The 17,055-nt window shown below is 57.7% G+C and carries 19 protein-coding genes; 9 read left to right on the forward strand and 10 right to left on the reverse strand.

Annotated features, from left to right (window positions below; all coding sequences use genetic code 11):
- Positions 1 to 1,829: beta strand repeat-containing protein (locus B145_RS28365; RefSeq protein ID WP_425425528.1), on the reverse strand; the 1,829-nt coding region annotated here is incomplete at its 3' end.
- A 459-nt stretch (positions 1,830 to 2,288) separates the two neighbouring features.
- Here B145_RS28365 and B145_RS0100480 point away from each other — a divergent pair.
- Entirely contained in the window at positions 2,289 to 2,969 is a 681-nt protein-coding gene (locus tag B145_RS0100480; RefSeq protein WP_018604417.1) for a phage tail protein, read from the forward strand.
- A gap of 564 nt (positions 2,970 to 3,533) precedes the next feature.
- Here the strand turns inward: B145_RS0100480 and B145_RS0100485 are convergent.
- From B145_RS0100485 to thrH, 5 genes are all read right to left on the reverse strand, one after another.
- Entirely contained in the window at positions 3,534 to 4,244 is a 711-nt protein-coding gene (locus tag B145_RS0100485; RefSeq protein WP_018604418.1) for a FadR/GntR family transcriptional regulator, read from the reverse strand.
- A 313-nt stretch (positions 4,245 to 4,557) separates the two neighbouring features.
- Entirely contained in the window at positions 4,558 to 5,553 is a 996-nt protein-coding gene (locus tag B145_RS0100490; RefSeq protein WP_018604419.1) for an alginate lyase family protein, read from the reverse strand.
- Between the two features lie 25 nt (positions 5,554 to 5,578).
- On the reverse strand, positions 5,579 to 6,439 hold the full coding sequence (gene purU / locus B145_RS0100495) for a formyltetrahydrofolate deformylase (RefSeq protein ID WP_018604420.1): 861 nt from the start codon (positions 6,437 to 6,439) through the stop codon (positions 5,579 to 5,581).
- Complete coding sequence (locus B145_RS0100500) at positions 6,432 to 6,806, reverse strand: 5-carboxymethyl-2-hydroxymuconate Delta-isomerase (RefSeq protein WP_018604421.1); 375 nt, start codon at positions 6,804 to 6,806, stop codon at positions 6,432 to 6,434. The genes purU and B145_RS0100500 overlap by 8 nt, the downstream gene beginning before the upstream one ends.
- Before the next feature lie 15 nt (positions 6,807 to 6,821).
- Entirely contained in the window at positions 6,822 to 7,442 is a 621-nt protein-coding gene (thrH, locus tag B145_RS0100505) for a bifunctional phosphoserine phosphatase/homoserine phosphotransferase ThrH (RefSeq protein ID WP_026258685.1), read from the reverse strand.
- A 218-nt stretch (positions 7,443 to 7,660) separates the two neighbouring features.
- Between thrH and B145_RS23880 the strand changes: the two genes are divergently transcribed.
- From B145_RS23880 to B145_RS0100535, 6 genes are all read left to right on the forward strand, one after another.
- Positions 7,661 to 8,296 (forward strand): response regulator, encoded by a 636-nt coding sequence (locus B145_RS23880; protein WP_018604423.1) that lies wholly within the window; start codon positions 7,661 to 7,663, stop codon positions 8,294 to 8,296.
- Positions 8,265 to 9,236, forward strand: coding sequence for a tRNA glutamyl-Q(34) synthetase GluQRS (gene gluQRS, locus B145_RS0100515; RefSeq protein WP_083917556.1), 972 nt, complete (start codon positions 8,265 to 8,267; stop codon positions 9,234 to 9,236). The genes B145_RS23880 and gluQRS overlap by 32 nt, the downstream gene beginning before the upstream one ends.
- 22 nt (positions 9,237 to 9,258) lie before the next feature.
- A complete protein-coding gene (locus B145_RS0100520; RefSeq protein WP_018604425.1) occupies positions 9,259 to 10,077 on the forward strand; it encodes an alpha/beta hydrolase in 819 nt (272 codons plus the stop codon).
- Between the two features lie 35 nt (positions 10,078 to 10,112).
- Positions 10,113 to 11,054, forward strand: a complete 942-nt coding sequence (locus B145_RS0100525; protein ID WP_018604426.1) for an aldose 1-epimerase — start codon at positions 10,113 to 10,115, stop codon at positions 11,052 to 11,054.
- Between the two features lie 39 nt (positions 11,055 to 11,093).
- A complete protein-coding gene (locus B145_RS0100530; RefSeq protein WP_018604427.1) occupies positions 11,094 to 12,002 on the forward strand; it encodes an aldose 1-epimerase in 909 nt (302 codons plus the stop codon).
- A gap of 135 nt (positions 12,003 to 12,137) precedes the next feature.
- Positions 12,138 to 12,401 (forward strand): RNA-binding S4 domain-containing protein, encoded by a 264-nt coding sequence (locus B145_RS0100535; RefSeq protein WP_018604428.1) that lies wholly within the window; start codon positions 12,138 to 12,140, stop codon positions 12,399 to 12,401.
- A gap of 1 nt (position 12,402) precedes the next feature.
- Here the strand turns inward: B145_RS0100535 and B145_RS0100540 are convergent, their stop codons facing one another.
- Complete coding sequence (locus B145_RS0100540; protein WP_018604429.1) at positions 12,403 to 13,029, reverse strand: cysteine hydrolase family protein; 627 nt, start codon at positions 13,027 to 13,029, stop codon at positions 12,403 to 12,405.
- Between the two features lie 125 nt (positions 13,030 to 13,154).
- On the opposite strand from B145_RS0100540, the gene B145_RS0100545 reads away from it, so the two are divergent.
- Positions 13,155 to 14,105, forward strand: a complete 951-nt coding sequence (locus tag B145_RS0100545) for a helix-turn-helix domain-containing protein (RefSeq protein WP_018604430.1) — start codon at positions 13,155 to 13,157, stop codon at positions 14,103 to 14,105.
- 131 nt (positions 14,106 to 14,236) lie between these two features.
- Here B145_RS0100545 and B145_RS0100550 read toward each other — a convergent pair whose 3' ends face one another.
- Positions 14,237 to 14,482: a hypothetical protein gene (locus B145_RS0100550; protein WP_157288210.1), complete on the reverse strand. Its 246-nt coding sequence runs from the start codon at positions 14,480 to 14,482 to the stop codon at positions 14,237 to 14,239.
- A 64-nt stretch (positions 14,483 to 14,546) separates the two neighbouring features.
- Here B145_RS0100550 and cfa point away from each other — a divergent pair, with 64 nt between their 5' ends.
- Complete coding sequence (gene cfa, locus B145_RS0100555; protein WP_018604432.1) at positions 14,547 to 15,716, forward strand: cyclopropane fatty acyl phospholipid synthase; 1,170 nt, start codon at positions 14,547 to 14,549, stop codon at positions 15,714 to 15,716.
- Between the two features lie 17 nt (positions 15,717 to 15,733).
- Here the strand turns inward: cfa and ruvC are convergent, their stop codons facing one another.
- Both ruvC and trmB read right to left on the reverse strand, forming a co-directional pair.
- Complete coding sequence (gene ruvC / locus B145_RS0100560) at positions 15,734 to 16,306, reverse strand: crossover junction endodeoxyribonuclease RuvC (RefSeq protein ID WP_018604433.1); 573 nt, start codon at positions 16,304 to 16,306, stop codon at positions 15,734 to 15,736.
- 3 nt (positions 16,307 to 16,309) lie between these two features.
- On the reverse strand, positions 16,310 to 17,047 hold the full coding sequence (gene trmB, locus B145_RS0100565) for a tRNA (guanosine(46)-N7)-methyltransferase TrmB (protein WP_018604434.1): 738 nt from the start codon (positions 17,045 to 17,047) through the stop codon (positions 16,310 to 16,312).
- Positions 17,048 to 17,055: the final 8 nt, after the last annotated feature.

Genomic DNA, 17,055 nt, shown 5'->3' on the forward strand with positions numbered 1-17,055 from the left:
GAGCCCGTGCCCGCGCTATTCGTGGCCGTTACCGTAAAGGTATATGCCGTTCCATTGGTCAGCCCCGTCACGGTAATCGGGCTCGTCCCGCCTGTGCCGGTAAAACCACCTGGGCTGGAAGTCACCGTATAACCTGTGATGGTCGCCCCACCGTTCGAAGCTGGGGCACTAAATGTCACCGTAGCCTGAGTCACCCCCGCAGTGGCCGTGCCAATGGTTGGCGCCCCTGGCACCACAGCCACGACCGTAAAGCTCTGCGGAACTGTTGTAGCTGCCAGATAAGTTCCGTTACCGGCCTGATCAGCGTCAATGGTACACGTACCTGTCGTAAGGAAAGTGAGCGTACCACCACTGGTAATCGTACATACCCCCGTCGTGCTGGAGGTAAAGGTAACNGTCAAACCAGAATCGGATGTTGCTGACAATGTCGGCGTCGTACCGAAATTCTGCGACCCAGGATTAGCAAAGGTAATGGTCTGCGGCGACTTTGGCGTCACGCTGTTGGATGCAGCCGATGCAGCCCCTGTCCCCACACTATTGGTAGCCGTCACCGTAAAGGTGTAGGCCGTGCCATTGGTCAGCCCCGTCACGATAATCGGGCTGGTCGTTCCTGTGCCGGTAAAACTACCCGGGCTGGAAGTCACCGTATAACCCGTAATAGCAGCCCCGCCGTCCGACCCTGGGGCAGAAAATGTCACCGAGGCTTGACCATTGCCCGCTGTCGCCGTGCCAATCGTAGGTGCGCCAGGCACGCAGGCAGTCGTCGTAAAGCTGCCATCGCTCCCATAGGTGGTTCCACCGGCGTTGACCGCCTTGACCCGGAAGTGATAAAGCGTATTGCATGACAAGCTCGATAAATTTACCCCTACCGAGGTACTCCCTGTGCCTGCACTGATTGTTCCACCTGTTGTGGCCGCAATGTTGGTGCCATAACCTGTGGTCAGGCCATAATCAAATGTGACGGTTGTAGAAAGTCCATTGTCATTAACTGTCCCGTTCAGCGTCGCCCCGGTAGCCGTTACAGAAGTAGCCGATCCGGTTGTTGCACTAGGCGGGTTGGCGGTCCACTGCGCATACAAGGTGGTATCACTTGATATGGAAAATGTATCCCCGCCAACATAGTGAGCGCCACCACCACCTGAAACGGTATCCCAACGATAGAAGGTATAGCCGGTACGCGTAAGCGAACCCGTGTTGCCCAGCACCGTAACGGTAGCGCCACTAGAGTAGGCAGTGGCATCCGTCGGCGCTGTCCCCCCTGTGTTGCCGTTGCCATTGTAGGTCACTGAGAATGTCAGCGAATGTATATTGCTCAGGGCAAAATCCTGGAAAACAGCGTAATCAACCGAAGTCAATACGATCTGTTTAATGCCAGTCACCGTCGGACTTAGCAGGCTCAGGCTGTTAGTGCTCACACCAGTCAAAGAACCGGATGAGGTCGATCCATTCCCATACGTCAATACGTAGCTCACCACCGTATCCGACGCCAGGGCTTTGAACGAATCCATGTCAAACACGTAACCATTTGGAGCCGCAATGGTTACATTGACACCCGAACTCGCACCACCATCATAAACATAGAGGCCACCTGCACCTTGGCTAGAATCATAGCCAAGAACATTCCCAGGAAGAGCACTGATTGTAAAGGTTTGGCCCCCTATTGTTCTTGTTGTTGATTGCAAGGAGTATTGCACGTCGCCGTCGCCCGCACCGAACGAAAGCGTTCCTGACGTTCCTGCCGCCCAGGCCCCCGTGCAAACGAGCATTGCCATCAAAAAAAATACAATACGTGCTACCAACCAGTTTCTACGCTGATTTGCAGTATGCATAGCCCCCTCGCAAGGTATCCCCTCGACTGCCAGACTCTTCCGAGCCAATGTCAATTGCCTCGAGTTCAACCATAAATCGAAAGTGATATACAAATATCATCGACCACAGTCTCAACCGGCATTGAGTTCATTTTCTTGAGTACAACGACAGTGATAGCCTACGCATCCCCGCTACTGGCGCGTCAAGAAGTGCCCCAATGGGCAGTGCCATTCAATTTGTAGGCATATACAGTTTTACTAAACTAATACGATAAACAGCTGGAGGAAGGGGAGATACCTCTAGTTCTCTTTTCGGTCGATGCACAAAGAGACACAAGCAAAAGACCAATGGGCAAATGAAAAGCTGCTTTTATCAGCATAGGCATAATGGGATACGCAGCACCCATTACAGCCAACGGCTTGGCTTCAACAAGCCAAACAATTGATGATGACTTTTCACTCTAAACAAAGGAGAAAAAAATGGATCCAATCATCGGAATGATCGTTCTGTGGCCCATCGCCTGGGTACCAGATGGTTGGCACTTATGCGATGGCACCGTGCTAAACGTTGCGAACTATCAAGCCCTGTTTTCTCTCATTGGAGCTCAATACGGAGGGAATGGCTCTTCAACTTTTGCCCTGCCCGATCTACGCAACAAGTTCCCACTAGGGTCTCAAACAATGACGGATATTCACAGAATAGGGGGCAATAACACACCCGTCACTTTGACTTCGACAGGGGTACTTGCGCTGGCATCTGCAAACATCCCAGCCCATACGCATAGCGCGACTTTTGCAGGCACGGGCGGCGGAAACACCAACATTTCCGTCGATGTAGCGATTCCATCAGTAGCCAGCACGACAGCCACGCCCGCCCCTGTTGCGGTTCCTGGCAACACCCTCAATCTTTCTGCCACAGCAGGGCCCGCGAACAAAATCTATAGTGCAGCCACTACAGATTCAACCTTGAAGCCCTTTGCTGCAACAGGAACAATTAACATCCCCACCCCGGCAGGGAATGTCACCGTATCCCCAACGGGGCCCACCACTGTCACCCCTGTTAACGTTGCCGTACAAGGGAGCTTCCAGCCTGCGCTACCGCCATTTATGACAATGAACTTCATCATTGCGCTGGAAGGGATTTATCCAACCCGCCCCTGACCTGAGCACGATAGCAGAGCGGTGTGTTTAGGATTTTTCTCGAAGTAGAAATCCACGTGTACAAGCCTGGATGCAGACGAAGCCCTAGAATCCGAGGGCTTCGTCACATTTATAAATGCTATTTTTATTTAAAATATTTTGCTTTACTCAAACCGAGTTCGAAATATTTTTTTGCTTTAACCCGCCTGACAACAAACCATTGACATATTAACAAAGGGCAAATGAATTTTTAAAACACCATTGATCACTCAGTCGGGTTCAACTGTCCTCTGAAAAACCAGAAAGCTCAGATTCAGAAGTAAATGTTTCGCACCGCTGGGAGGTTTTGCTTGAAGACCTACGTTATTCAGGCAGCCAGATCATGGGGTGGAGCCGATGGGAGGATTTGAATTTCTTCTGGGCTATTTCCCCAGCCTTGGGTTACCGGGACATGCCATGACGCTGCAGACACCGATGCAGGCTGGACCGCATCAGACGCGGTCAGCCAACCTGCGCCGACTATAAATCCCGCCCGCACTCCCTTGGAACAAACACCCGATTTTTACGGCCCATTCAGCCGACGATTTATTCGCGGGTGGCGTTCTGCCAGTTGGATGCAAAACGCTTTTCAGCCCGACGGATATGTTTGCGCATGGCTTCACGCGCGGCCTTGGGATCATGGGCGCGGATCGCTTCCAGAATCTCACGGTGTTCCAAGATGGCATTTTGCCAGATGCTCTCGGTGTGGAAATGATCTTCCAGCTTGATGTACAGCGGATCGGTGCGCGGCCCCCACAGCGTGTGCAACATCAGCTCCAGAGCGCTGTTGGCACAGGCTTCGCCGAGCAGGAAATGGAATTGGCGGTCGTATTCCACCCGCGCAGGGTCTGATGCCGAGCAACAGGCCATCTCGCCAAATGCCACTGCAAGCGCCTTGACCTGCTCAGCCGTCGCATGTTTGGCGGCCAGCGAGGCGACTTCCGGCTCAATGAGGTCTCGCGCCATCAGCACTTCAAACGGCCCGGGGATGGTGAGGGACTCCTTTTCAGCCGTCGGCTGCTTGGCCCGATCCACCACAAAGACCCCTGCTCCGCCACGAATCTCGACCACGCCCTCCACCTCTAGCGCAATCAAAGCCTCGCGCACCGAAGGACGGCTGACCTTGAGCTGCTGTGCCAGGGCACGTTCAGCCGGCAAGCGGTCTCCCGCCCGATACTCTCCAGACTCGATGAGTTGGTAGAGCTGGTCTGCTATCTGACGGTACAGGCGGCGGCTGTCGATGGATTCGATGGGCATTTCAGATCTCGGACACAAACAAAAACAATAAAGAATTACGGTCTACCCCAACAGTATTGCACGACGGAAAAGCCAACGGAAATGGGGTTTGCCTTGATAGCGTGCAAAAAACCCTGCTCTGGCAACGGGGAAAGACTGAAAATATCCTGTAAAGACAAGCAATTGCGGCATAACTTCATAGAAGTTACCGGACATCTGGTCAGACCAGATATTTTGTCGCCGGGGAAATAGAAATCGTCTGAATCCTGCTGCCGACTATGCTTTTGGCCTGCCGGTCAGTCCGCCAGCCGCGCGGATGCGGCTCAAGAGACGATTAGCGGGGATCGAAAACGCCATGCGCCATCATCAGTGAGAGTGTGCCGCCCAGATCGCGCTGAAAAAGCCCGCCAGAAACAGAGATGCCTTCGAACGACCCGTCCTGCTCTCTGCGCGCACGGTAGAGCGGTATCCAGCACAGGTCTGCCTGGGCTGGAATCACTTGTGGCCCGACCCCTGCCGCATGTTCGAACCATGCAGGCTCACGCAGGCCAGTCACCACACGGGCCACCAGCCGATCCAGGCGCCCTTCGCGCAAGGCAAACCAGTCCTGACCGGTCTTGCGGGCCATCTCGGCTATCATCACCAGGGGCATGGCGGCGAAGTTGTGGTAGTGCAAAGCCCGGATACCGCGCTGCATCTCCATGGGCAGCTCCCCATCGTCCTGAATCTCCCCCAAACCCGTCTCGTAGATATGGCGGGCTTCCTTGAGCAGATCGGCGTCTGTCGTGGCCACCGCCGTGGCCATCACGCCAACGCCTGTCCAATAATAGTGGTTGTTGCGTTTGGACTTGGGGTGAGCGCTCCAGTAGCCCAGGGTGGCCCAGGACACCTCCTTGAGCCAGGCATCAATCACTTGCCGCTGTTCGGCGCTAGCCTGCTCACGTACCTTGTTCCAGGAAATCGCCGCCGAGGCATTGGTCCAGGTGCGGACGTACTCGGATTGGTCGTTATTGACCCGGACCATCTGCCCCAACATAGCCCGATCCTTGGCCCAGCGCTCCAGCCATGTAATGGTGCAGGCGGCAGCTTCCGGCTCGTCTTTTTCGAGATAGAGATCCGAGAGCTTGCTGACCTGGCTGGCAAAGTCCTCAAAAGGCTTGGTCAGCGCATGAGTTTCCTTGAACTTGGCGTCATCGCGCACAGAATTGGCGGCGTCGGTGTAATAGCCAAAGGCCTTGATGTCTTGCAGACCAGGGCTGGAAGGGGGACAGTTGAATGCCTGTGCCTGCAGGCTCAAGCCCAACAGGATCGCTACGAGAGCGCTGCGCATGAAGCCTCCCTCCACGCCATTGGTTTTAACGGAAAACGACGGTCTTGTTGCCGTGCACCAGCACCCGATCCTCAAGGTGGTAGCGCAAGCCACGGGCCAACACAGCCTTTTCGATGTCCTTGCCGTAGCGGACCATGTCTTCGACCGAATCGGAGTGATCAACACGGATCACGTCCTGATCGATGATCGGCCCCTGGTCGAGTTCAGCCGTCACATAGTGACAGGTGGCCCCGATCAGCTTGACCCCGCGTGCATAGGCCTGATGATAGGGCTTGGCCCCCACGAAGCTGGGCAGGAAGCTGTGGTGGATATTGATGATCTGCCCAGGGAAGGCGGCGCACAGCTCGGGCGGAATGATCTGCATGTAACGCGCCAGCAGCATGGTATCACCGCGAACTTCTTCGAAAATGCGGCGAATTTCGGCGTAGGCGGCAGGCTTGTTGTCTGGCATCACCGGAACATGGTGAAAGGGGATACCGTGCCACTCCACCAGACCACGGAAGGTGTCGTGGTTGGAGATCACGCAGGGGATTTCGATATCCAGTTCCTTGCTCTGCCAGCGCCCGATCAGGTCGTACAGGCAGTGTTCCTGCTTGCTGACCATGAGCACGACGCGCTTTTTCACCGAACTGTCGGTGATCTTCCACTCCATATTGAGCGCTTTGGCAATCGGCGCAAAACGCTCACGCAATTCAGCCAACAGAAAAGGGAGCGAATCAGCACGAATCTCGATACGCAGGAAGTAGCGTTGCGCTTCGTGATCGGTGTGCATGTTGGATTCGAAAATCCAGCCGCCCTGCTCGGCCAAAAAGCCGGTGATGCGCGCAACGATACCGGCACGATCCGGGCAAGACCCCGTCAGGGTGTAAAAACGTTGGTTATGCATGGTTGTCGTTATCCACTATCGCTTTGGAATAGGCGCCACGATCCATGTCCAGCGCCTCGGCGGTGATCTGCACAGGCACGCCATCGGGGCCGGTGACGCAGGAGCGCAAGGCAGCGACCAAGCCTTCGGTAATCGCCATCTTCACCTGGGCTGAGCGCCCAGCCAGCAGATGCAGGCGGACGTGAACATAGCCACCCGGCTCCGCATCCCCCACCAGATAATCGTCCAGGCGGATCGCCCGGCTCTTGATGTGGTCGGGCACGAATTCACCAGAAGCCAACAGCACCGTATTCATACGGTGCAACGCCTGCATGGGAGCAAAATCGGGCAGCAGGTTGGCGGTATATTCAAGGACCAGATGCGGCATGGCTGTTCTCTATAATCAGTTGACTTCGCCGATGCGTGCGGCGGCTTTATCGATCTCGGCACGCAGATCGGTGTAGCTGCGCACCACCGGGTATTGGGGAAACTCACGAATCACGTTCTCAGGCGGATGCATCAGGATGCCTGCATCCGCCGCGCCAAGCATGGCGGTGTCGTTATAGGAGTCGCCCGCAGCAATCACCTTGAAATTCAGGCGCTTGAAGGCTTCCACCGCATGGCGCTTCTGATCCGGCATACGCAAATGGTAGTTGACCAGCATACCCTGTGCGTCCGCCTCCAGGCGATGGCAGAACAGCGTGGGCTGACCCATCTGCGCCATCAGGGGCTTGGCAAACTCGTAAAAGGTATCCGAGAGGATCACGACCTGATAGCTCAGACGCAGGCTATCGAGAAAATCCTTGCAACCTTCCATCGGCCCCATCTGGGCGATCACGGATTGAATGTCCGGCAAGCCCAGTTTGTGCTCGCGCAGGATGTTCAACCGATACTTCATCAGTTTGTCGTAATCCGGTTCGTCGCGCGTGGTGCGACGCAATTCGGGAATGCCGGTGCGTTCGGCGAAGGCGATCCAGATTTCCGGAACGAGCACGCCTTCCATGTCGAGACAGACGATCTGCAAGGTAAGACCCTAAAGATTGAGAACGAAACCGGCTATTGTACAACCTGTGGGGAATTTACCGCTATCCCGGCAGAAATGAATGAAAAACATGCACTTCCCACCGATTGTCGGCCCCGTAACAAGCTCTTACCAGGATGCCTTTCCGCATTCAGTCCACTGGGACTACAATCAACTTAAGTCATACAGTTGGCCGGAGGCATTGATGTGATGCGGGCCGCATGACTGCTTCTTCTTTTTCCGAGAGCCATCTGATGAGCCACATCAGGTTTTGCGCAGCACCCATTGATCTTTCAAGCGCTTATCACTCAGCAAGGCTGCCGCGTGTTGGCTTGGGAAAGTTCAGTCAAGGCTCATCAGACGAAGAGTTGATGAGCTTTCTGGATGACGATGCCCCTGGCACTGCTGACGACCACGAAGCCGCCAAGCAACGCCCCTGGCAGATTCTGGTCGTGGATGATGAGCCACAGGTGCATGAAGCCACGGTCATCGCTCTCAAACGCACCCGTTTTGGCGACCGCCCCTGCGCCTTCCTGCATGCCTATTCGGCCGCAGAAGCCCTGCAAATCATCAACAGCCCGCAGGAAATCCACTTGGTGTTGCTGGATGTGATCATGGAAACCCGGGACGCCGGGCTGCGTCTGGTGCGCAAGGTACGTGATGGCGACATCCGCCCAGGCCTCAAGATCGTGATCCGCTCAGGCCAGCCCGGCTGGGAACACGAAACCCAGGTTTCAAACAACTACCCCATTGATGGCTATATCCAGAAGGCGGAACAGACCTACGAACTGATGGTCGACACAATCGGCCCTCTGCTTCTTGGCAATGCACCTGACCCCTTCCGCCTGCCCTGCTAAGTCGCTTGGCCCTGCTCCCCGTGCACCCTGCATAGGCCGGTTTGCGCCCTCACCTACCGGCCCCTTGCATTTTGGCTCGCTGGTCGCGGCCCTGGGCTCCTGCCTGGAAGCACGCCATCAGGGCGGACAATGGTTGCTGCGCATCGAAGACGTAGACGCCCCGCGCACCATACCGGGTGCCACTGATGCCATTCTTCACCAGCTTGAAGCGCTGGGCTTTTGCTGGGATGGCGAGGTGGTCTATCAAAGCCAGCGGCTGGCGCTCTACCAGCAGGCACTGGATCAACTGATTGCCTCCCGCAAAGCTTTCCCCTGCGCTTGCACACGGCGCGAACTGGCCGACTCCACCCTGGCACCCGATGGCTCGCGGCGCTACCCTGGCACCTGCCGAGATGGCCTGCGCCCAGAGCAACAGGCACGCGCCTGGCGCCTGCGCACCGAGCCAGGGCTGATCACCTGGGAAGATGCCATCCAGGGGGTGCAGCAAGAGGACGTTTTCCGCGATGTGGGCGATTTCGTCCTTCTGCGCGCCGATGGTCAGTACGCCTACCAGTTGGCGGTCGTGGTCGACGATGCCCTACAAGGCGTCACCCACGTTGTGCGGGGCGCAGACCTGCTGGGTTCCACCGCCCGCCAGATCTTTCTGCACAAGGCTCTGGGGCTGGCCGTCCCGGCTTACACCCACCTGCCGGTTGCCACCAATGCAGCGGGCGAAAAACTCTCCAAGCAGACGCTGGCCCAGGCGGTTGATACCCAGGCGCCGGTTTCCTCGCTCTATATGGCACTGTGCTTCCTGGGCCAACACCCCCCAGCCGATTTGGCCCAGGCCAGCCTGCCAGACATATGGGCATGGAGCCACACAAATTGGTCGCAAATCAAGGTTCCACGCGCCAAGGCACTGATCGCCCCGGCCCAGATGCTGCACAATAGCGCCATCTAGACCCGATCAGACAGGTTGTGCCATGAATACCGTTGTCAGCAAGACCGAGTTTCATGAAGGCATCGAACTGATCGTCACCCCACCCCAAGGCAAGGCCCACGCCACCCCTCTGCTGTTTGTGCACGGCGCATTTGCCGACGCCTGGGTGTGGCAGGAACACTACCTGCCCTATTTTGCCGAACACGGCTGGGCCAGCTATGCCCTATCACTCGCCGGGCACGGGCAAAGCGCCGGACGAGAGCACCTAGACCTGATTTCGCTGCAGGAATACGTACAGAATGCGCGCAGCATCATCGCGCAACTGCCCGCCGCCCCGGTCGTCATCGGCCACTCCATGGGTGGCATGGTGGCGCAGAAACTCCTGGAGCAAATAGACCTGCCCGGCGTCGTCCTGATGTCCTCGGTGCCGCCCACGGGGCTGCTGGCGGCGAGCGCCTATCTGTGGGCAACCGAACCGATGTTGTTTGTTGAACTCAACCACGCCCTGATCGGCGGCTTCCCGCAATTTGACACCCTTCGCAAGGCCCTGTTTGCCCAACCCATCGCGGAAGACGACCTGCTGCGCTATTTCACCTACATGCAGCCCGAATCCAGCCGTGCCGTGTGGGATATGAGCTGGTTCGACCTACCCCACCCTGCGCGCATGCACCGCTCCCCCATGCTGGTATTGGGCGCAGAGCAGGATCGGCTCGTCCCCGCCTCGCAAGTGCAGCAGACGGCCAGCAGCTATGGCACCACCGCCACGATCTTCCCCGCCACCGGGCACGGGCTGATGCTGGAATCCAACTGGAAAGACAGCGCAGCCTTCATTGCCAACTGGCTGGAACTGCAAGGATTTTGATGCAGTACTGACAAATTCTGAATTTTGGTGGGAAAATGCCTGACAACTTTACGGGCATTGTGGCCGCATTCATGACTTCACCCACCATTCTGAGCATTGAAAACGCATCGCAGCGCCTGGGGGTGCTACCGGAGCTTGGTGCCAGCGCCGCCTTCTGGGAAGTGCGGCGTGGCGAACAATGGCAGCCGATCTGGCGCCCTTACGCCCATACCGATGGCCCCAAGCGGATCGTCGCCAATTTTCCGCTGATTCCCTGGTCAAACCGTCTCATGGAAGGCGGCTTCACCCTGAACGGCCAGTTCTACCCTGTGGCCGCCAACCGCCCCGACACCAGCTACGCCATGCACGGCACAGGCTGGATGGAGACCTGGCAAATCGACACCCACGGCACCACCAAAATCGTGCTGAGTACCGAGTCGCGCCACACCTGTGGCCACCCCTGGCACTACGCTGCGAGCCAGACCTATGCGCTCGAAGGTGATGCCATGCGCATGAAGCTGGAAGTCACCCATCTGGGCGACACGCCGCTGCCCTACGGCATGGGCTATCACCCCTATATTCTGCGCGCCCCCAAGGACGGCCCGGATACCCGTGTGCGCTATGGCGCAAAAGGTTACTGGGAAGCCGACAAGGGCTTGCCCACCACCCACCACGACACGCTGCCCGCCGACTGGGATTTCAACCAGTTGCGCGAGCTGGGCCACGGCAAGATCGATCACAACTTCAGCGGATGCGATGGGCATATGCGCATGGAGCGCCCGGACATCGACCTGCGCCTGGATTGGCAGACTATTGCCCCGGCAGGGCTGGATCTGGCGATCGTCTTCCGCCCCGAACATGACGAATGGTTTTGCTACGAGCCTGTCACCCACATCACCAACGCATTCCATCGCCCCGGCATGCCCGGCCTGCGCCTCCTGGAAAAGGGCCAAAGCATGACGCTGGAAGTCGTCCAAACCCTGTCGCATATCGATTGATAGCGACCACACACTGCATTCATTGACCGGAGAAGCCATATGAGCACGGATCACACCATCCTGAGCATCGAGAACGGCGAGCAGCGCCTGGGATTGCTGCCTGCGCTAGGCGGCAGCGTCGCCCATTGGGAAGTCAAGCGCGACAACGGCTGGCAAGCCATCTGGCGGCCCTTTGAGCCAACCACCGATGGCCGCCGCGTGGTGGGCAACTTCCCGCTCGTGCCGTTCTCCAACCGCATCACCGGCGGCGGTATCACCGTGGATGGCGTGTTCTACCCGATGGAACGCAACCGCACCGACAATGCATTCCCCCTGCATGGCAATGGTTGGATGCAGGCCTGGAACGTCGTCGAGCACAACACCAATGTCATTGAACTCGCAGTTGAGTCGCATCAACACCACGGCTACCCCTGGGACTACACCGCTCGCCAGCGCTACAGCCTGGATGGCAATGTGATGACCATGCGCCTGGAAGTCACCCACCAGGGCGAACGCCGCATGCCCTACGGGCTGGCCTTCCACCCCTTCCAGTTGCGCGGTGCAAACCCCGAAGGCCCCAAGCTGCAATTCAAGGCCGATGGCTACTGGATCGCCAACGAGCAATGCATTCCGCAATCGCACAGCACCGCGCTACCGGCTGACCGAAATTTCAATGTCATGCGTCGCCTGGGCAATGGCCACGTCGACAACAACTTCACGGGCTGGGACGGCCGCATGGCGATGGAGCGTGATGACATTGATCTGCGCATCGACTGGCAGACCACCGAGCCGGGTGACATCCATCTTTCCGTCCTGTTCCGCCCGGAAAATAGCCCGTTCTTCTGTTTCGAGCCCATCAGCCACATCACCGATGCAGTCAACCGCCCCGGCATGCCCGATCTGCGTCTGTTGGAAAAGGGCCAGAGCATGGCACTGGAAGTGCGCCAAACCCTCTCGCGCCTGAAATAATCCAGGAGCGTCGCCACACGCCAGAGCAGCCCATTTCATTGTCATTCACATGAAGCAGGCTGCTCTGCTTTGCCACGCGGCTCAAAGTCCTAATTATCACAGGTCACATCTGTTGCGTCCTTCGTGGTGGCGGGNATGATGGAGTGCCTGACCAATCTCCCAAGGCCCATTGCCATGCTCCAGCGCCAGCAGTTTGAACTCACCCGCGAATACATCGAACTGGACAGCCTGCTCAAGCTGCTCTCCATTGCCTCATCGGGCGGTATTGCCAAAATGATGGTGGCCGAGGGCATGGTGCAGGTCAACGGTGAAGTTGAACTGCGCAAGACCCGCAAACTGCGCGAAGGCGATGTGGTGGTTGTGGAAGACTACGAAATCCACATCACACACTCGGCATAAATCAGGCCAAACCCAGCGCCCGCTGATTGGACAGATAGATGTTGTCTGCCTGCAGGCATTCCCCCTTCGCCACGGCATCAATCCACGCCTGCGTGCTCACGACAGCGGCGAAACCTGTGTGCATCACCACGGTAAATACGCGATGGATTTCTTCTGCGCTGGCACTCCCCATTGCATTGGCATAGGGGAGTGAGCCTGCTGCATCGTGCAGCAACTCAACATTCCAGCCCTCGTGTTTGGCTTGGCGCACGGTTGAATCGTCGCAATTGTGCGTCATGTAGCCGATGATCGTCAGCGTATCAACATCATGGGCGTGCAACCACTGGCTGAGATCCGTACCGGAGAGCGCGCTGGCCTTGGTTTTGCTCACATAATGACCATGGGGACGACCAGCCACCACCGGGTGGAATTCCGCTCCAATACTGCCACGCGCAAACAGCGGCGCGCTCTCAGGATTTACATGCTGCACGACCACAACAGGAATACCTGCTGCATGGGCCGCATCCATGGCCCACCCGATGTTGGCAAGTGACTCCTGCACATCCGGGTATTCAATCCGCAGATTGCCGGTCACATATTCATTTTGCACATCAATCACAATCAAGGCACGTTTTGGTGTAGCAGACATACAACCCTCCTGTCGAAATCAAACGCTTGGCGATGAGGAGATTCTCCATTTCTCATCCCTAAGCGGATAGTGACCCGATTGCCAATAAGCGCTAAGATCGGGCCAATCCTTTTCGTACGCCAAACATGCCCGCCCATCGCCTTGCCGTTGTCGCCTTCGACCGCATCAGTGCTTTTCACCTCACTGTTCCTGGGCTGGTATTCGCTCAGGGGGAGCGCTTTGGTGCGGAATTTGACATCCAGGTCTGCGCCTGCGAGCCCGGCCCGCTTCACACCGATGCGGGCTTTGCCATCGTGGTGGAGCATGGCTTGGAAGCCATTGCCACCGCCCAGACAGTGGTGGTGCCAAGCTGGTGCTCACCACGCGAGGCGCCCCCTGCTGCACTGCTGGAGGCGTTGTGCGATGCCCACACGCGGGGTGCGCGAATCGTGGGTCTGTGCCTGGGCGCCTATGTATTGGCAGCCGCAGGCCTGCTTGATGGGCGCCGTGCCACCACGCATTGGGCCTACGCCCAGGATTTCGCCCAGCGCTTCCCAAAGGTGGAAGTCGATGCCAACGTGTTGTATGTGGATGAAGGTGATCTGCTGACCTCGGCAGGCACGGTGGCAGGTATCGATTGCTGCCTGCATCTGCTGCGTCAGACGCATGGTATGGAAATCACCAACAGCGTGGCACGCAGGCTGGTTACCGCTCCCCACCGCCAAGGCGGGCAAGCCCAGTTCATCGAGCAGCCGCTCCCCGCTACCGCTGGCGACGCACGCCTGGGCGAACTCCTGGCGTGGGTCCGCCGCCACCTTGATCAGCCCCACAGCCTGGATAGCTTGGCTGCGCGTGCCTTGATGAGCCGCCGAAGCTTCACCCGCCACTTCCGCCAACTCACCGGCACAACGGTGGGGGACTGGCTTTTGAGCGAACGCCTCGCCCTCAGTCAAAGGCTGTTGGAATGCGGCAAGCACTCCATTGAAACAATCGCGCAGATGTCAGGCTTTGGTGCCGCCGTATCACTCCGACATCATTTTGGCAGAGCCTTTGGCGTATCGCCCAACGCATGGAGACAAACATTTCGAGGGGAGTAAGCCACGCACTCACTGATCGTGATGCGAACTGGCAACAAAAGACACTCCATCGACATAATCAAACAACAAGATAGAGACATAGCCCTAGTAGGGGAATGGGGGGTCAAAGCCAGCCCCACCCTTTTGGACATTCACAAATGGGCTGCTTTTACCCCTGTACTTATACGGTGTTCGCTATCATGAGCGCATGCTGAAACAACCCATATGCCATAAAACAAGGTTCGTGTTTTTTGTTCGCAATCGCTTGCCAAGAAAGCCTGTCGAGCAAAGCCTTCGGCGTCACCTTGGAGAAATTGATTACGTTCCTTGCCACTAAGGTCAACGTCCCCGATAGCAAAAGACTTAATTCCGACTATGGCAACCATAGTATTTTTCATTTGGAACCCTGCGAAATACTTTTTAAAATAGCCAAGGCATTGACATCAGGAATAGGAGACTGTCATGCATCTCGAAGAGCGAACGCTTTCACGCAATGAGGCTGGCTGTGAGGCAGCAGATGCCCCGCGAATTCTGGAGCAGTTGCTCGAATACGCCGATATACGTTTTAACGGCACGCGCCCGTGGGATATCCAGGTTCATCGGCCCGATGTCTACCGCCGGATACTGACACATTGGTCGCTGGGCTTTGGCGAGTCATATATTGATGGCGGCTGGGATTGCGCACAGCTGGACGAAATGTTCACCCGCTTGTTGGCGGCCGATCTTGATGAGCGGGTCGTGGGCTCGGCACGCTGGCGCCTAGCCTTTGCGGTACTCCGCCACAGCTTCTTGAACCTGCAATCGCGGCAACGCGCCTTCCAGGTGGGCGAGCGGCACTACGACGCGGGCAACGATGTATTCGAGTCCATGCTGGATTCGCGCATGATCTACTCGTGTGGCTACTGGACACAGGCCGACGATCTGGAATCCGCGCAGGCGGCCAAACTCGACCTGATTTGCCGCAAACTCCAGTTGCAACCGGGCGAAACCTTGCTAGACATCGGCTGCGGTTGGGGCGGGCTGGCCGCATTTGCCGCTGAGCATTACGGTGTCCAGGTCACCGGCATCACCGTCTCTAAGGAACAACTGGCACTGGCCAGCGAGCGCTGCAAAGGGCTACCCGTGCAGTTCCTGTTACAGGATTACCGCGCCTTGCAGGGTCGCTTCGACAAAATCGTCTCGGTCGGCATGTTTGAGCATGTCGGCCCCAAAAATTATGGGGTGTATTTCGATACCGTCCGGCGCCTGCTCAAGCCAGAAGGCCTCTTCCTGTTGCATACGATCGGCTCACATATCACCACGTCCACAACAGACGCGTGGATCGATCGCTACGTGTTCCCCAATGGAAAAATACCCTCCGCGGCCGAAATCGGGCATATGATCGAAGGGCGCTTTCTCATTGAGGACTGGCACAATTTCGGCGCGGATTATGATCGCACACTAATGGCCTGGATCGCCAAATTCGAGCACAACTGGCCCACGCTCGCACCACGCTATGGCGAGCGTTTCCGTCGCATGTGGTTGTATTATCTCAAGTGCAGTGCGGGTTTCTTCCGATCTCGCCAAGGACAACTTTGGCAGCTTGTGCTCGGTGGGCGAGAAAGAAAAGACATCTACCGCTCCGTGCGCTGATATCGGCGCACTACCGATTAGCTTTTGCGCTCAGGCAAAGTCATCAGGCGGCCGCCACGTTTGCGGGACGTCTTGGTCAGCGCAAGCAGGCCACCCGATGGCCCGCCGCCATGGGCATGGCTGATGGCGCAGGCCAGGGCATCCGCCGCGTCGGCCTGCGGGTCGCCGGGCAGTTGCAGCAGGCGCTTGACCATGTGCTGCACCTGTTCCTTGTTGGCTTTGCCATAGCCCACCACAGCCTGTTTGACCTGCAGCGCGGTGTATTCCGACACGGGCAGATCGCGGCTGACCAGCCCGCAGATCGCCGCGCCACGCGCCTGCCCGAGCAGAAGCGTGGATTGTGGATTGACGTTGACGAAGACGATTTCTACCGCAGCTTCGGCAGGGTGGTAGGTATCCACCACTTCCTGCACCCCGGCAAGGATGACCTTGAGCCGCTCTGGCAGCGTGCCATTGGGTGAGCGGATGCAGCCGCTGGCCACATACTGGAGCTTGGTGCCAACCCGGTCGATCACCCCGAAACCGGTGATGCGCAGACCGGGGTCAATCCCCAGAATGCGCGTGGGCGGCAGCTCCAGCGGTTTGCTCATCGGCTAGATACGGCGAAAAACCAGATCCCACACACCATGCCCCAGGCGCAGGCCGCGCGCCTCGAACTTGGTGAGCGGGCGATAATCCGGCTTGGGCGCATAATCCGCTGCGGTGTTTTGCAGCAGGGGTTCGGCGCTGAGCGTTTCCAGCATGAACTGGGCATATTCCTCCCAATCCGTGGCGCAGTGCAGATAGCCACCGGGGGCGAGCCGCTTGGCGAGTTCGGCCACAAACGCGGGTTGCAGGATGCGCCGCTTGTGGTGGCGCTTTTTCGGCCAGGGGTCGGGGAAATACACGTGCACCCCGGCCAGCGAATCCGGCGCGATCATGTCGCGCACCACTTCGGTGGCGTCATGCTGCATGACACGCAGATTGGTGAGTTTCTGCTCGTCAATCAGCTTGCACAGGTTGCCCACGCCGGGGCCGTGCACTTCGATGCCGATAAAATCGGTATCAGGCCGGGTCGCCGCAATCTTCGCGGTGGTGTCGCCCATGCCGCAGCCGATTTCCAGCACCACGGGGGCCTTGCGTCCGAATACATCTGCATAATCGATGGGCACCGTGCGATACGGGATGGCGTAGCGCGGCAACAGTTCATCGATGTAGCGCTTTTGCGCGTCCGACATCCGCCCCTGGCGCAGCACGAAGCTGCGGATAGGCTGCCGTGAGAAACGGCCGGTGGGCTCGCCACCGGCATCGTCGTCATGCTCTTGCTCAGTCTTGTGATCGTGCTCGTTCATGCAAGCGC

The organism is Uliginosibacterium gangwonense DSM 18521 (genome assembly GCF_000373965.1).
Taxonomy (GTDB): domain Bacteria; phylum Pseudomonadota; class Gammaproteobacteria; order Burkholderiales; family Rhodocyclaceae; genus Uliginosibacterium; species Uliginosibacterium gangwonense.

Excerpts from the sequence above, each read along its gene's own strand:
- B145_RS0100520 (WP_018604425.1), top strand. The coding sequence starts at position 9,259 with ATGAATACCGTTGTCAGCAAGACCGAGTTTCATGAAGGCATCGAACTG.
- B145_RS0100535 (WP_018604428.1), top strand. The coding sequence starts at position 12,138 with ATGATGGAGTGCCTGACCAATCTCCCAAGGCCCATTGCCATGCTCCAG.
- B145_RS0100550 (WP_157288210.1), bottom strand. The coding sequence starts at position 14,482 with ATGAAAAATACTATGGTTGCCATAGTCGGAATTAAGTCTTTTGCTATC.
- B145_RS0100490 (WP_018604419.1), bottom strand. The coding sequence starts at position 5,553 with ATGCGCAGCGCTCTCGTAGCGATCCTGTTGGGCTTGAGCCTGCAGGCA.
- purU (WP_018604420.1), bottom strand. The coding sequence starts at position 6,439 with ATGCATAACCAACGTTTTTACACCCTGACGGGGTCTTGCCCGGATCGT.
- B145_RS0100500 (WP_018604421.1), bottom strand. The coding sequence starts at position 6,806 with ATGCCGCATCTGGTCCTTGAATATACCGCCAACCTGCTGCCCGATTTT.
- gluQRS (WP_083917556.1), top strand. The coding sequence starts at position 8,265 with ATGCACCTGACCCCTTCCGCCTGCCCTGCTAAGTCGCTTGGCCCTGCT.
- B145_RS0100545 (WP_018604430.1), top strand. The coding sequence starts at position 13,155 with ATGCCCGCCCATCGCCTTGCCGTTGTCGCCTTCGACCGCATCAGTGCT.
- trmB (WP_018604434.1), bottom strand. The coding sequence starts at position 17,047 with ATGAACGAGCACGATCACAAGACTGAGCAAGAGCATGACGACGATGCC.
- ruvC (WP_018604433.1), bottom strand. The coding sequence starts at position 16,306 with ATGAGCAAACCGCTGGAGCTGCCGCCCACGCGCATTCTGGGGATTGAC.
- B145_RS23880 (WP_018604423.1), top strand. The coding sequence starts at position 7,661 with ATGACTGCTTCTTCTTTTTCCGAGAGCCATCTGATGAGCCACATCAGG.
- B145_RS0100530 (WP_018604427.1), top strand. The coding sequence starts at position 11,094 with ATGAGCACGGATCACACCATCCTGAGCATCGAGAACGGCGAGCAGCGC.
- B145_RS0100525 (WP_018604426.1), top strand. The coding sequence starts at position 10,113 with ATGCCTGACAACTTTACGGGCATTGTGGCCGCATTCATGACTTCACCC.
- cfa (WP_018604432.1), top strand. The coding sequence starts at position 14,547 with ATGCATCTCGAAGAGCGAACGCTTTCACGCAATGAGGCTGGCTGTGAG.
- B145_RS0100540 (WP_018604429.1), bottom strand. The coding sequence starts at position 13,029 with ATGTCTGCTACACCAAAACGTGCCTTGATTGTGATTGATGTGCAAAAT.
- B145_RS0100485 (WP_018604418.1), bottom strand. The coding sequence starts at position 4,244 with ATGCCCATCGAATCCATCGACAGCCGCCGCCTGTACCGTCAGATAGCA.
- B145_RS0100480 (WP_018604417.1), top strand. The coding sequence starts at position 2,289 with ATGGATCCAATCATCGGAATGATCGTTCTGTGGCCCATCGCCTGGGTA.